The 15,622-nt window shown below is 32.0% G+C and carries 9 protein-coding genes; 7 read left to right on the top strand and 2 right to left on the bottom strand.

Annotation, left to right across the window (positions count from 1 at the left end; all coding sequences use genetic code 11):
* Positions 1-115: 115 nt before the first annotated feature.
* From HH304_RS11975 to HH304_RS11955, 5 genes are all read left to right on the top strand, one after another.
* The gene (locus tag HH304_RS11975; RefSeq protein ID WP_169681790.1) at positions 116-2,047 is read left to right on the top strand and encodes a PAS domain-containing protein; all 1,932 of its coding nucleotides are present in this window, start codon (positions 116-118) and stop codon (positions 2,045-2,047) included.
* A 123-nt stretch (positions 2,048-2,170) separates the two neighbouring features.
* Positions 2,171-3,391: an exonuclease SbcCD subunit D C-terminal domain-containing protein gene (locus HH304_RS11970; RefSeq protein ID WP_169681788.1), complete on the top strand. Its 1,221-nt coding sequence runs from the start codon at positions 2,171-2,173 to the stop codon at positions 3,389-3,391.
* A gap of 1 nt (position 3,392) precedes the next feature.
* Positions 3,393-6,881, top strand: coding sequence for an AAA family ATPase (locus tag HH304_RS11965; RefSeq protein WP_169681786.1), 3,489 nt, complete (start codon positions 3,393-3,395; stop codon positions 6,879-6,881).
* A gap of 258 nt (positions 6,882-7,139) precedes the next feature.
* Positions 7,140-8,096 (top strand): helix-turn-helix transcriptional regulator, encoded by a 957-nt coding sequence (locus HH304_RS11960; protein WP_169681784.1) that lies wholly within the window; start codon positions 7,140-7,142, stop codon positions 8,094-8,096.
* A gap of 99 nt (positions 8,097-8,195) precedes the next feature.
* Positions 8,196-11,207: a sensor histidine kinase gene (locus tag HH304_RS11955; protein ID WP_169681782.1), complete on the top strand. Its 3,012-nt coding sequence runs from the start codon at positions 8,196-8,198 to the stop codon at positions 11,205-11,207.
* Positions 11,208-11,242: 35 nt separating this feature from the next.
* Here the strand turns inward: HH304_RS11955 and HH304_RS11950 are convergent, their stop codons facing one another.
* Positions 11,243-12,547, bottom strand: coding sequence for a carboxypeptidase-like regulatory domain-containing protein (locus HH304_RS11950; protein ID WP_169681780.1), 1,305 nt, complete (start codon positions 12,545-12,547; stop codon positions 11,243-11,245).
* A gap of 500 nt (positions 12,548-13,047) precedes the next feature.
* Positions 13,048-13,488, bottom strand: a complete 441-nt coding sequence (locus HH304_RS11945) for a hypothetical protein (protein ID WP_169681778.1) — start codon at positions 13,486-13,488, stop codon at positions 13,048-13,050.
* A gap of 121 nt (positions 13,489-13,609) precedes the next feature.
* Between HH304_RS11945 and HH304_RS11940 the strand changes: the two genes are divergently transcribed.
* Entirely contained in the window at positions 13,610-14,209 is a 600-nt protein-coding gene (locus HH304_RS11940) for a DUF502 domain-containing protein (protein ID WP_169681775.1), read from the top strand.
* 91 nt (positions 14,210-14,300) lie between these two features.
* Positions 14,301-15,617 carry a pyridoxal phosphate-dependent aminotransferase gene (locus HH304_RS11935; protein WP_169681774.1) on the top strand — a complete coding sequence of 439 codons (1,317 nt, stop codon included), beginning with the start codon at positions 14,301-14,303 and terminating at the stop codon, positions 15,615-15,617.
* Positions 15,618-15,622 lie beyond the last annotated feature (5 nt).

Raw genomic sequence — 15,622 nt, 5'->3', positions numbered from 1 at the left:
TATTACATGAATTGAATTAGTGAAATCCTTAATAATTATTCAAATCTAACATCAACTAAATAATAAGTAAGACCTTGGATAAATTTGTATTGTATTGAAACAAATAAAATTGTTTATGAATCCATTTAAATTCGGACAGGATCAAAAATATACATTTGAATTTAATCGTAGGGTGTACCTAGGAAATACAATTAATATTATAAATTTTTTCTTGATTGGACCACTAAATTTAATTGCTTCAATTAAGTATCAAAGTTTAATAATCTTACCAATTCTGCTAATTGTTAATTCAATAATTGGATTGGCCCTTGCCAAATTTCGAAATCATTCCGTAGCAAAAATTATCACGATTTTTGGTTCATTTATTCCATTTCTCCTTTGGTTAATAAATCTAAATGCCGGTACAGAAAGTCTTGTCAGTAGTCAAATATCTATTCTTCTAGCTTATGCGGTACTTCCTTTTGGTTTATACAGCTTTGAAAAGAAAACCGGACTTATAATTGCTATAGTTTTAACAATAATCACCATTGCTTCTCCATTTATCTTCAATGGCATTTCCTTTGGAGATAACCTTGAGCAGTTGGCAAATGACAACATAGTTAAAATGGGCGGCTTTTTTATTGGCTCAATTCTCATTTTCATGTTTTTATTTGCAATGAGTAGAAGTCTCTCGCTTACAGAAGAAAACAATTCCAATTTGCGGGCTGTAGTTGAAGAGCATAATAAAGATCTGGAAAAGTCACAGGAAGAATTGAAAAACCAGCTTGAAGAAGCTCATACAGTTCAATTAAAAGAAAAAAATCGTGCTTGGGTAATAGAAGGCCTCGGTCGAATTAACTCATTAATACGTAAACACGATGACCCTAAAAAACTTGCCTCTGAAGTTATCAGTGAAATTGTAACTTATATCGGAGCAAACCAAGGCTCGATATTTTTATTAGAGGAAGACGAAGAAACTAATGAGAAATACCTTGAATTAAATGGTACTTATGCTTTTGACCGTAAGAAATTCGTAGACAAAAAGATTTCTGTAGGTGAAGGGCTTGTTGGCCAGAGTTTTTTAGAGAAAGAACCGATTATTCTAAAAGATATTCCTCAAAATTATGTTACAATAACAAGTGGATTGGGTGGTACAACCCCTGGCTTTCTTGTTATTTACCCATTGATAAATAATGAGGTTGTAGAAGGTATTTTGGAGATTGCTTCATTTGATGAATTAGAAGATCACAAAATGAATTATCTCGAAGGTCTTGGAGAAAGCCTTGCTTCTACTTTTAACCTGAGTAAAATAAATTACCAGACAAAATATCTTCTTGAACTATCAAAACAACAGGAAGAAGAAATGAGAAGCCAGGCTGAGGAACTTCAACAAAATATGGAAGAGCTTCAAGCTACTCAGGAAGAAATTGCCAGAAAAGCCAGAGAGGTTGAAGAACAAAACAACCAGTTGAAGATGCAAGAAGAAGTTATGAGGCAAAACATGGAAGAGCTTCAGGCTTCTCAAGAAGAAATGGATAAAAAAGCTCAGGAAATCGAGGAGCAGAATAACCAGCTTCGAATGCAAGAAGAAATGATGCATCAGCAACTTGAAGAACTCGAGGCCCAAAAAGAAGAGATGGAGCTTTATTATAAAAGAAATGAATCTCTAAAGCAGAATCTGGAAAGCAGACAAAGAGTCCTTGCATTGTCAACAATTTTATCAGAATCTGACCTTTATGGCACTATCCTTTTTGCAAATAAAAAGCTTTGTGAAGTAAGTAAATATTCTGAAGAAGAATTGGTTGGAAGTCCTCATAAGATTTTCAGACACCCGGATATGCCTTCAAAGCTCTTCAAAAAGATGTGGGAGACAATTCAATCTGGCGAAACATTTAGGGGAATTATAAAAAACAGAGCAAAAGACGGTTCAATTTACTGGGTAGATGCAGTGATCTCACCTGAACTTGACAAGGATGGAAAGCCTGAAAAATATATAGGTGCAAGATATGTAATCGAAGACCATGAATATGCCCAGAAACTCTTCGACAAGCAAATGGAGAACTTTTAAAAAAACTGATTCAATTTAAAGCGGACTTAAGGTTCGCTTTTTTTATTTTTATCACTTGATTAATCCAGGATGGTGACATCTTTTGTCACAAACAATCCTCATCTTTATAAAAAATCAAGGCGGATGAAAATACTTCATACAGGAGACTGGCATTTAGGAAAAAAACTTCATGAGACTGATTTTGAAGAAGATCATAAGTTCTTTTTCAATTCCCTTTATAATATTATAATTGAAGAAAACATTGAAGTACTTGTTGTCGCAGGTGATATTTTTGACTTTAGCAATCCGCCTAAAAGTGCCGAGAAACTCTATTATGAATTTTTAATCAGGCTGAAAGAAACATCTTGCAAAAATATTATCATTACCGCCGGAAACCATGATGGAATTCAATCTATTGAAGCTCCCAAAGAAATTCTCAAACTTCTAAATGTTGAAGTAATTGGCTCAATCTCTGAACATCCTGATAATGATTTAATAGAAATCAAAAATGATAATGGGGATTTAAAATTCGTAGTTGCAGCAGTTCCTTTTTTAAGAGACCGTGATCTATTGAAAATAAACTCAGGAAAGACATATTCGGACCGTATGACTGAAGTGTCACAAGGAATTATAAACCATTATAAGTCTATAGCTGAAGCGGTAGATAACAAATATGGTAAAGAGGTTCCCGCTCTGGCCACAGGACATTTATTTGCTTCAGGCGTAGAAGAAAATTCTGATGCTGTAAGGGATATTCAAATAGGAAATCTTGCAGGAATAGCAGCTTCAAGTTTGCCAGAAAGATTCGGATATATAGCCTTAGGACATATCCACAGGCAACAAAGACTTAAAGGGCACCCCAATACCTGGTATTGTGGATCTCCCCTACCTCTAAGTTTTACAGAACGTAATTATGAGCATAGCATCCTGGTTACCTCACTTAATGAAGAAGGAATATTCGAGCAACCGGAAAAAATTTCTATTCCAACATATAGAAAACTGATTACCATTAATGACGATCTTATTTCGGTGATTGACAAACTCAATGAATTAGACACTGAGGAAAATAAAAACAATTTGGTCGAAGTAATTATCACTCAGGAAAAATCTGATTTGGACATCCCTCATAAAATGAGCTCAATTTCCGAAGAGTTAAAACATATTAAACTAGTTAAATATCGTACAAATTTCACTGGAGTTTCTGAATTAAGGAAAGAAGAAATTCCGGACTTAGACCAGTTTTCTCCCAAATTGATTTTCGAATCATTAATAAAATCCCAGAATATTGAGGAAGATCAAATTCCTATTATCAAAGATCTTTTTAATAAAACCGAAGAAATTTTGAATCAGGAAGATCAACAATAGAATGAAAATATTAAAAATTAAAATACAAAATATCAATTCCTTCAAAGGAGAACACCAAGTTGATTTCGAGAATTCAAACCTCACTTCAACGGGATTTTTTTTAATTTCCGGCCCGACAGGTGCAGGCAAAACCACTCTGCTTGATAGTATAACTTTGGCACTGTATAACAAGGTCCCGAGAATTGATAAATCCATTTCTAAAAAGATTATTCAGCAAAAGGGTATATTAATCACAAGAGGCGAAAAGGAAGCTTTGGCAGAAGTAGAATACGAAGCCCACGGAAACCGATATAGATCAAGTTGGAAGATCGCCTATAGCAATAAAGGCAATCTGAAAGATTATGAAATGGAAATCACTGATCTTACAAAGGGAGAAATACTGGACCTTAAAAAAAGTGAAATCCCGGATGAAAACGAAAAATTCATAGGTTTGTCATATGATCAGTTTATTAAAGCGATATTATTATCTCAAGGAGATTTTGCTAAGCTCTTAAAAGCTAATCGAGATGAAAGATCCAATTTATTAGAAAAAATAACCGGTTTGACATCATTTCGTGCCATAAGTCAAAAGGTATATGAATTATTCAAAGAAAGTGAGAATAAATTAGCAATTGAAGAATCAGGAAAGGATAAAATCCAACTTTTATCAGTAGAAGAAAGAGATACTTTACAGCAAGATCTTTCAGATTTATCAAACAAAATTGCTGAATTAAAAATCAAGGAAAGCGACTTTTCTGAAAATCTAAAACAAGCTCAAAATTTCAAGCAATTAAAGAAAGACCTTGAGAATACCATCAATGAGCTTGGTGATGTTAAAAAGCAAATAGAACAAAACACTGAATCATTTGAGAAAGCAGAAAAGTATAAAAAAATAATTCCAATCAAGGAGAAATATTCTAGTTTCAAATCCCTTAATCAGTCTATATCTCAGCATAAGGAGGCTTTTTCAAATAAACAAACTCTTGAAATAAATCTGAAGGAAAACATAGCTAAACTGACAGATGAATTCGCTTCAGTCAAAAAGCAGTTAGAAGAAAGATTAAAAGAATATAAAACCATAAAACCAGATATTGCTAAATCAAGGGAACTTTTAAATAACATTGAATATCTCAAAAAAACATTAAACATTGAAAATCAAGAACTTTCACAGGTTAAAAATGAATATTATGGGGTTGAAAACAAGGTTAGTGAATTTGTCGACCGCAAGGGAAAACTGTCTTCATTAGTTAGTAATCTGGAAACAGAATTAGCTAAAAAAGAACATCTAAAATCTGCCGCAGATAACATTTCGGTTATTGAAAACAACCTCCAGTCAATCGAACAAATTGAAATAGAAATAAACAGTGTTTTTGATAGACAACCGAAATTCAAAAATGACATAAAGGAAGAGTGGACTTCCCAGCACATTCTAGAATATATTCAGGATATACGAGAGAAAACTATCAAGGGAATCAATGATCTTGAAAAAGAGTTAAATAATCAAATTGATCTTGAACAATATCAAGAATTAAAAAGCATAATTCTTGAATTAAAGTCGCTTACCGATACTATATCTAAATCTGAATCAAGGCTTAACCAGCAAAAAACAGAAGCCAACCAATTAGAGGAAAAGTTAGCATCTTTAACTACTAGGTTAGAAAAAGAAAGAGAGGAAATCTCTACTCTTGACAATACTATTCATACAATTGAAAATGAAATAGAAGAAGTAAAAACAAAATTAGGCTTAAGTGCTTATTCAGATGCTTTAATAGAGGGAAAACCATGTCCGTTATGTGGAAGTGAAAAACACCCTAACCCGATTTCTAATAGTGATGAGGAAAAAATATTCAACGGTTTACTAGAGCATATTGAATCAAAAAAGAAACTGAGGGAAACAAAAATCACAAACCGAGATAACCTGTTTTTAGAATCTACCGAAACAAATTCGAAATTAAAATCACTTTCAGAAAGCATAAATGAAATTGAACCAGATTTAATTAAGTTAAATAATAGGTATTTAACTCAAATCGAGGCAGCTACCAATTTAGGCGAAGATCATAAAAAGTATGATAATATTGATGAATGGCTACTAGTAATTGATCAAAAAATCAAGAAGGCTAACAGGTTAGTAACTATTAAAAACGGACTACCAACTTGTGATCATCTAATTTCACTGTTATCAAGTAAAATCAAATTTGCCAACCAAATCAAGAATCTAATTTCAGGTGATTTTGATATAAATGAAATACACTCACAGGTATCACGATATAAAAGTGAATCTGCTGACTTGGAAAAATTCAGGGAAGAAATCAATACGTTAAATTCGAAGGAAGAAATTTTAACAAGTGATTTAAAAAGATTCGAAGATATAATTCAAAAGCATTTAACCAATATAGAATCAATTAGTAACGAAATCGATGAAAAAGAGAATTCGGTTAAGTGTTTACTAAAAAATAAAACTGCAGATGAATTAGAGCACTTTTATGAATCTGATATTGAAAATCTCAAAAATAATATAATACAAAAAGACAAAGATTTATCGTCTCTTAAAGATAAACTAGAAAACACCTTACAATCAATAATAGAAACAACTAAAAACATAAAAGACGAAGAAGAATTACTCTTACAATTGAATAAGGAATTGAAAGAAAGCCTCCCTCCATTTGTAGAAAATGTTTATGATTTAGAAAAACACCTTATTCCTGAGGAACAATATCAGCAAATAATGGCTGTGAAAACCAGGCTATTTGCACAAAAGGAATCAAAAGAGGATATGATAAGTTCAATTGAGGGGAAAATTAAAGATTCATCTAGGGTTGATGCATTAATTGATCAAATGGGATCCCTCGAACTAAACCTCAATGAAGTTCAAAAACAAATTCTGGAAACATCAAAAGAACAGGGAGCCAAGGAACAATCACTATTGATTGATACTCAAAAAAGAAAGCAACTTGAAGACACGCTGATAAAGATTGATAAAATTCGGCAAGAGGTAAACAATTGGAAATTACTCAATAATCTGATTGGCTCAGCAGAAGGCGACAAATTTGTCAGGTATGCTCAGGATATGATTCTTTATCATTTACTCGATTTCGCAAATAACAGGCTTACAAAATTAACCGATCGATATAGGTTTGCCAGGTTTGAAGAAGGTGACGAAGATGACAATGACCTGTATATTGTAGATAGGTGGCAAGGAGACTTAAGACGCTCGGTACACAGTTTATCAGGAGGTGAGTCATTTATTCTATCACTTGCCTTAGCGCTGAGTCTGGCGGATATGAATTCAAAAAATATCCGGTTAAACACCCTATTTATTGATGAAGGTTTTGGCACTTTAGATGAACAAACTCTTGATATAGTTATATCCACTCTTGAAACACTTCAAGCAAATTCAGGGAAGATGATTGGATTAATTTCTCACGTTCCTCTTCTTAAAGAGCGAATTAACGCACAAATAAGGGTAGAAAAGAACAATAATGGCCATAGTAGAATAAAAATCAAAAACTAGATTTTATCCAAAAAAGACATTTCTTTACTCAATAAGAATCAAACTGCCTGTACGTAAAAAAATAAAAAAGGTTATTTTTTTGTTAATAAATAACTGAAAATCTGAAAGTTACACCTCACTAACATTTACTTATTGTTTATTATTAGTATTGTCAATAATTTTCACTTTATTAGAATGTTAATTAAGAGCCAAAAAACTTAATTACACAAGAGCATAAAAGTTAAGTATAGAGGTAGAGAGTTCAAATTAGTAGTAACTATGGATTACTTTGATGGTTATCTTGAAAAAGGTGACGGGGTATTAAATGCGCAAGATCGGCTGGAAAAAATTCTGAAGCTTATTATTATGCTTAAATATAGAAAGCCAAGAACGCTTAGTCAGTTAGCTAATTCTTTAGATAAAAGTGAAAGACAAATTCGAAGAGATATTAAAAGTCTTGAAAAGTTCTTTCCAATTGATATGGATTACCATAACAGGTATTTTATAGTAAGCGATCGGGATAATGATAATTTTTTAGTGAGCCTAACTGAGGATGAACTCAACCTGGTATACCAGAGTATTAATGAAAGTTCACCATTATCACATTCGCTGAAGGAAAAACTAGCAGCTAAAATTCCAGAATTGAATTATGAATATGAAGAGGAGTCTGATAATTTTTCTGATAGAATTGAAGCTATTAGAAAAGCTATATTAGATCAAAAGGCTATCTCTTTAATTAAATACAGGTCTAATACATCTAAAGGATTTTTCGATAGATACCTGGAGCCAATCAATATTATAAACGGTCATTATCTTGTTGCCTATGAACCTGAAGTTAAAGAAACAAAGGTATTCCATATATCAAGGGCTGAGAGTATTGTGATATTGGATAAAGATATTAAGCACCAAGATCATCACACCCATCTAAAACCTGATCCATTTGGAATGTTTTCAGGGCAAAAGCTGGAAGTAGACCTGAGGCTAACAGTAATGGCTAAAAACCTATTACAAGAAAACTTTCCTCAAACAAAAAAATTCATAACTCGAGATTTCACATCTCAAGAAGAATTTTACAGGTTCAGAGCAGAAATAAATGGCTTTGAAGGAATAGGAAGGTTTATATTAGGGATTTCAAATGAAGTTGAAATAATCAGTCCAGAACCATTAAGAAATTATATAACTGATTATCTGCTAAAATCATTGCGAAAACTAGAAGCTCTTACAGAGAAAGTATAATTGAAAACAATTTCTATAACATTTACATCACTTTCTTTCTAAAATACATAATTTTATTAATTAAGGTTTGTATTTTGAAGAAAGTGATATAAATGTAAAATGCTTTTTCGTCTCTTTATTACCTCGGTTTTTATTTTAATTTGCCTATTCAAAGGGTATGCTCAAGATAATACTATTGAAGGTAGTACCATTTCAAAAATTTCCATTCAACAGTGGTCAGGCGATAATAGCCTGGTATCCAACAATGTCACTTCCTCGTTAAAAACTACTTCAGGCTATATTTGGATTACATCCTATAATGGAATAATGCGATTTGATGGGGTTAATGTAGATATTTACGACCGAAGATCCATCCCTTTCCTTGAAACTGACGCATTTTATAAAGTATATGAAACTTCAGATAGCACTCTTTACTTTGCCTCTCAAGGTTCTGGAATTGTTAAGTATTCTAATAATAAATTCAGCCAGGTTCAGTATAAAAATGGAAGTCCACCCCAAACTGTAACGTGTATTAAATTTTCAGATAATAAAAGCTATTATGTTGGGACTTACAATCAAGGTTTATTTAAAGTAAAAAATGATTCAATTTTCAGAATTGACATTATTCCAGACACCTATACAATTTCAGATATTGAAATAGATGAAAAGAATAATTTGTGGGTTGCCACTGAAAGTAATGGAATATTTTCAATAATTGATAATGAATTAATTCAATATGACACCTCTGCAGGTCTGATAAACAATTATCCAAGAACAATTTATTTATCTGGAAAAAGACTGTACATAGGAACTCAATCTGGAATTCAAATTTTAAACACATCAGGATCCTTTGAAAGAGTAATTTATGATTCATTGCACATTAATCATATTACCTCAAACGATTCTATAGATCACATCTGGGTAGCAACTGAATCCGGGATTGCCAAGTTCTCTAAAGATTTATCCAAATATGAATTTCAAAAACGAAATAGTGGATTGACTTACACTCGTCTAAACAGAATTGACATTGAAAATGATAATAATATTTGGGTTTCAACTGGAAGAGATGGGCTTTTACATTTAAAAAAGACAGGGATAAGTAATTATACAACTAGTGATGGATTGTCTACAGATAATATAAATATTATTACTCAAAATGGAAACAAGTTATTTGTAGGTACTGATGATGGGCGAATCAATGTTATAAATGCGGATGAAATAACTACTTTTAAACCAAAATATCCAATTAGAAGTGGGATTAGAGACATTCAATTTATTAATAATGAAATGTGGATTGCCTCCTATGATGGAATTCAAATAATCACGGAAAACTCAGTCATTAATCTAGACAAAGAAAATGGCCTTCCTACTACTGACTCCAGAAGAATTCTTCAGGTTTCCGATAATGAAATATGGGTTGCATCAAGAACTAGCGGAATAATAATTTTAAAAGATAAAGCCGTTGACACAGTATTAAATAAAACTAATGTCCTTGAAACCAATTTCATTTTATCTCTTGAACAAGATAGTAAAGGTAATATCTATGTAGGCACACATAGTGGCGGACTATATATTTTCAACAAAAATCTCAATGCTCAAAAGATAAGTTTTAAAGATAATGACTCGGGTGTACTTATATTTAACACCCATATTGACAAAAACGATAACGTTTTTGTCGTAACTAATCTTGGATTATACCTTTTAAAAAATAGGAAACCAGAAAAAATAAATCTTAATCACTCCCTACATGGAGTTAGCTTTTTTGATTTAATAGAAGACAATAATGAGAATCTTTATCTGACAACAAGTCAAGGAATTTTGAAGTTCAAAAAGATTGATGCCTTAAATAGTATCAACAATCCTTTTAAGATAAGCACCATACTCATTAATGAAAATAATGGTATGATCGATAAAGAATGTACCGGTGCCACAAGAGCAAGCTTAGTATATAATAATAAGTTGGCCATCCCTACCATAGGTGGAGTATGTATTATTACTCCGGAAGAAATTAACTTAAATAAAAAGTTTCCCAATATTTATATTAAATCTTTTGAATCTGACGGACAGATTTATAAAGAAAATGGAATATCAATAGGGCCGGGAAATATGAGATATATTATAAACTTTTCTGCTCCACAATTCTCCTCTCCTGAGGCGATAAATTTTAAATATAAACTACATGGTAGTGAAGAGAATTGGACAATAATAAATAATAAAAGACAAATTCAATATACTAATTTAAAACCAGGAAACTATGTATTTGAAATTATCCCATCAAACGCTATGGGCGAATGGGGTACCAATAAGGCAACATTTAGTTTCTCAGTTAAACCTCATTTTTATGAAACAAAATGGTTTTTCTTCATAAGTATCATTGTTGGTGGTTTAATGCTACTTGCTATCTATAAGTGGAGAATAAAGGATATTGAAAACACAAATAAAAAACTAAGGAAGCTAAATAGTGAGCTTGATAAATTTGTATATAGTGCCTCTCATGATCTCAGAGCACCTTTAGCTTCAATATTGGGAATTGTCAAATTAGCAAAGATTGACAAACAAACTGAACCCGAATTCTACTTTAGTAAAATTGAAGAAAGTATAGAAAAGTTAGATGGGTTTACCAAAGATATTATAGACTATAGCAGAAATGCTCGAACAGAAGTGATTTCAGAAAATATCAACCCTGACAACATGATTTCTGATATTGTAAACAATATCAAATACCTTGATGAATCAAAGAAAATCACCTTAAAAATTGATAACTCTTGTCATGAAGACTTTTATACTGACCCTAAAAGACTATCGATTATTCTTAGCAATTTAATTTCAAATGCATATAAATATCATAATCTAAAACAAGATTCCCCAACTATACAAATTGAAGTTGATTGTAATAAAAAGTATGGTAAAATAAAAGTAAAAGATAATGGACTGGGTATTCATGAAGAACATCTAAATAATATATTTAAAATGTTTTACAGGGCAACGGATAAATCTCCAGGCTCTGGGCTCGGTTTGTACATTGTGAAGGAAGCGGTTGAAAAACTAAATGGCAAAATTTCAGTGTCATCCAATCTAGGAAAAGGATCTGAGTTTATTGTTACAATCCCAAATAATAAAAAAGGCAGCTAAATGCTGCCTTTTTTATATGTATAATAATATTCAAATTATTCTACTATTTTGATCAATCCCATTTGATCCTCACTAGCAGAAATCAAAGTCCATCCGGTAGTTGCTTTTTGATCATCCTTACTTGCATAAACTCTCCATCTGTAAACTTTACCAACTTCTAAAGCTGCAATCGATGCATTGTTATCAGAATTAAAAGTAATTGAAGTCTGAGAAGAAGGGATTACAATATTTTTAACAGGTAGCTCTCCTGAAGTATCAAAACCACCCCAAATAACATTACCTGTTGCTGCATCAGTTACCTCAATCACATAGTCAGAAGTAGAAGAATAAGCTACCCAAGAAAATTCAGGTGTTACACTTGTAATTTCAACTGGAATTGTAGAAGTAGCCTCATTTGTAGGAGAAGTTAGCTTAACAGAACCAGTGATATCAAAATCTAATTCCTGTAAGGTACCAGTCATTGTAACATATGGTTCTCCGAACTTAAAAATTCTATCCGGATCCATCACTCGCTCATCATTAGCATATGTTGCTCTTGCGATGTATGTTCCATTTGGAATGTCAGAAATCAAATATTGACCTGCCTCAGTAAAACTTACTAGCCCAGGAATAGTTTCTTTTGTTACAGGGTGAATCAATGCAACATCTACATCGATATTTTCAGCTGCCAGGTTACTAACCATTCCAGATAGAGAACCATTTGCTCCAGATACTACAGTCACGTCAGTATCTACAGATCCAGTATCTGAGGTTACTGAAACTGCTACACCTTGAGAATTATAACCTGCTAACCATCCTTTTACAGAATATTCACCAGCTTCAACATTGAAAATTACATAATTACCATCTTCATCAGTAATTGCAGAATAAGCTTTATCACCGGCCTCTGCAATAACTAATACACCGGCAACACCATTACCATTCTCAGTAACTGTACCAGAAATCAACCCTAGACCTTGCTGATCATTAGGGAATAAAATAACATCATTTGAAGTTTCTACACCTGCAGTTATGTCAAATGGAATTGCAGAAATACCAGCAGGAGGATTTGAAAGAAATCCTTGAGCCGAAACTTTCACGAAGTAACTTCCCGGGTCAAGTTCAGTTGTGAAGTTCCCATCAACATCTGTAGTAAGTGTTAATACAGGTGAGTTGCTATTTGCATCAAAAATAACAACTGAAGCTCCTTCAATTGCAGTATCATCACTACCATTTGTAACCATTCCGGCTAGCGTTCCGATAGTTGGAGCTTCATCATCATCATTTCCACAAGATGCTAGCATTGCAATAGCAAAAAACACTGCTAGAAGCGTTTTGAATTTGTTTAAAAATCGATCCATATTTGGTTATGTATATAGTTTGATATAAAAAGTATATTCGCCAAAATTAATCTCTATAAAACATTCAAAAACCTCAAATTTTCAAATAAACGAGTAAAATAGCAGTTATGTAACAATCATTCACTAATCAATAATAGTTAGTTATACTAAAACAAGAATTGATATTATTAGATATGGAAATACTAGGAAAGAAACTAATGTAAGGCAATTGATTCCTATAACCCACATGTAGCATCCATGTAATAATTTTAATTAAAATTATAATTTGTAGATTAAATTCATAATTGATAAAAGTAGCTTTAAATACTTTATGAAGGTCCTTTAGTAATCAAAGTAAAAGAATACCAGACAAATATTCAGGACGTCATAAATTATCACCCCCCTTTTATTAGTAAACACAAATATTTACTTACATAATGCCCTTTTAAAACCAATTGGTGTTATCATAAAAAAAGTGCTATAACCAAAGTCATAACACTTTTCTCTATCAATATCCAGAATCAAATTGTTATTGCTGTTTCAACTGAATCACAATATTGGATATCTAATTTTTTATAAACTGCATTCGGAAATTCCTTTTCAATCTTTTCCTTACCTATTTTTACACTTTTATTAAAAAGCTCATTTTCAGGTAAAATCTTCCTATGTTTATCCAGTCCAAGTGAAGCAGCTTCATTTTTCCATTCGGTATAATACCACTCCATAGAATTTTGATTAAACACAGATAATGACCTTTTATCAAAAATCAACTTTTTAATAACCTTTGAAGTCATAATATTAGTGGTTATGAAACCAAAAATTTCCCGAAATTTATTTTCAGGTATATAATTGCTTTTAGATTTTACTATCAGAGTATCTGATTTTGTTTTTACCAAAAATAGATCAGCATGATCAAAAGACTCTATAAGCTCCAATTGTTCGTTTTCTACTTCTTCAGCCATAAAAAATTTCTCATTTTGTTTTGTTACTGATCTATTAATAACAATTAATGTTTAAACAAGTTTTTATTTTATAGTAAATTGAGATTACATTACTTTAAAATAGATAAATAAATCATAGATAATGACAAATATTCAACAGCCATCAAGCAATAAGCACCCCCAAAAGAAGATAATAAGATATTTTTTCAATGGTCTTTTATTCATTGCACCAGTAGCTGTTACAATTTATGTGATATATTCTGTCATTGACTGGCTTGATAATTTATTACCTATAAATATTCCGGGCATTGGGTTTATATCTATACTAGCCATTATAACCATTATTGGATATATAGGCTCAACTTTTATATCAAAGCCCATAATTGACCTGTTTGAAAAAACAATTGTAAAAATCCCACTTATCAGCTTATTATTTACTTCTATTAAAGATTTAACTGAAGCTTTTGTTGGTGAAAAAAAGAAATTCAAATACCCTGTTTTGGTTAATATAAATGGCAGTCAGGATATACAACGACTAGGTTTTATTACCAGAACAGATCTTACAATTTTAGGATTGGAAAACAAGGTTGCAGTTTACTTTCCACATTCATATAATGTATCCGGAAATATATTCTTTTACCCAAAAGACTGGATAACTAGAGTTGACGTATCTTCATCTGAAGCCATGAAATTTTTAGTGTCTGGTGGAATTAGCGGGTGGAATAATGAATTCATAAAATAATATCCTGCATTTACTTTTATTTGTAAAACATAGCTCTGAAATTTGAATGAATACAAAATTTTGTATTCATTTTTTTTTTACCAAAATAGCTATGAGACAAAAATTACTAAGTGACGGCTCAAAAGAATTAAACTATGAAATAAGAGGCATAGTCTCTAAAGCTGAACAGCTTAATAAACTAGGAAGAAAAATCTACTGGGAAAATATTGGTGACCCAATTCAGAAGAACCATAAAATTCCTACCTGGATGAAGGATGAAATTGGCAGATTGATCCAAGAGGATAATACATATGGATACTGCCACAGTATGGGAGTTTTGGCAACAAGAGAATACTTAGCTGAAAAAACAAATTCATTAGGTGGATGCCTGATAACCTCAGAAGACATCCTGTTTTTTAATGGTTTAGGCGATGCGATTTCGACAGTTTATCAATTTATAGAAACATCTAGTCGTATTATAGGTCCATCACCATCTTATAGTACACATAGTTCTGCAGAGGCTGCTCATGCAAGTCAGAGTCCGGTAACTTATTTACTAGATCCTGACAATAATTGGTATCCGGACATTGACGATTTATATAATAAAGTCAAATATAACCCTGCTATTACCGGGATTTTAATAATCAATCCTGATAACCCAACAGGAATGGTCTACCCTACTGAAATTCTAATGCAGATGATAGAAATTGCAAAGGAATTTGACCTGTTGATTATAGCGGATGAGATTTATGAGAATATAACATATAACAATGCTAAAACTTCTAAACTTTCACAAATAATCGGAGATCACCCTGGCATCTCGATGAAGGGAATTTCGAAAGAAATGCCATGGCCAGGAAGCAGATGTGGGTGGATAGAGTTTTACAATAGAAGTAAGAATTCAGAGTTTGATAAATTTGCTAAAGCCTTAATTAATGCAAAAATGATTGAGGTATGCGCAACAAAACTACCTCAATTGGCAATTCCAAAAATCTATGAGAATACGAATTTCAAGCAATATAGAGTTGATGAAAATGCCAAAATTGGTCAAAAAAGCAGGTTATTAGAATCGTATTTATCCGGAATTCCGGGAATTAAATTTAATCGTACAAATGGAGCTTTTTATAACTCAATTATTTTTGAAGAAAATGTAATTGATCAACGTAGTACTCTAAGGATAGAAAATTCTGATATTAGAAAAATGATTGAGAAATGGGTTTCCCAACCTGGTATTAAAAATGACCAGCGTTTTGTTTATTATTTACTTGGAGCCTATGGCATATGTGTTGTTCCAATAAGTAGTTTTTGCAGTGACCTGAATGGGTTTAGAATAACACTGTTAGAGGACAATGAAGAGACATGTGAATACATTTACTCAAATCTCCGTAAAGCGTTGCTAGAATACCTTAGAATTAATCAATACGCATAAAAAAA

It is taken from the genome of Marinigracilibium pacificum, from assembly GCF_012926615.1.
In the GTDB taxonomy this organism is placed as follows: domain Bacteria; phylum Bacteroidota; class Bacteroidia; order Cytophagales; family Cyclobacteriaceae; genus Mangrovivirga; species Mangrovivirga pacifica.
This window is presented reverse-complemented; position numbering and strand designations above follow the sequence as displayed.

Excerpts from the sequence above, each read along its gene's own strand:
- HH304_RS11975 (WP_169681790.1), top strand. The coding sequence starts at position 116 with ATGAATCCATTTAAATTCGGACAGGATCAAAAATATACATTTGAATTT.
- HH304_RS11970 (WP_169681788.1), top strand. The coding sequence starts at position 2,171 with ATGAAAATACTTCATACAGGAGACTGGCATTTAGGAAAAAAACTTCAT.
- HH304_RS11965 (WP_169681786.1), top strand. The coding sequence starts at position 3,393 with ATGAAAATATTAAAAATTAAAATACAAAATATCAATTCCTTCAAAGGA.
- HH304_RS11960 (WP_169681784.1), top strand. The coding sequence starts at position 7,140 with ATGGATTACTTTGATGGTTATCTTGAAAAAGGTGACGGGGTATTAAAT.
- HH304_RS11955 (WP_169681782.1), top strand. The coding sequence starts at position 8,196 with ATGCTTTTTCGTCTCTTTATTACCTCGGTTTTTATTTTAATTTGCCTA.
- HH304_RS11950 (WP_169681780.1), bottom strand. The coding sequence starts at position 12,547 with ATGGATCGATTTTTAAACAAATTCAAAACGCTTCTAGCAGTGTTTTTT.
- HH304_RS11945 (WP_169681778.1), bottom strand. The coding sequence starts at position 13,488 with ATGGCTGAAGAAGTAGAAAACGAACAATTGGAGCTTATAGAGTCTTTT.
- HH304_RS11940 (WP_169681775.1), top strand. The coding sequence starts at position 13,610 with ATGACAAATATTCAACAGCCATCAAGCAATAAGCACCCCCAAAAGAAG.
- HH304_RS11935 (WP_169681774.1), top strand. The coding sequence starts at position 14,301 with ATGAGACAAAAATTACTAAGTGACGGCTCAAAAGAATTAAACTATGAA.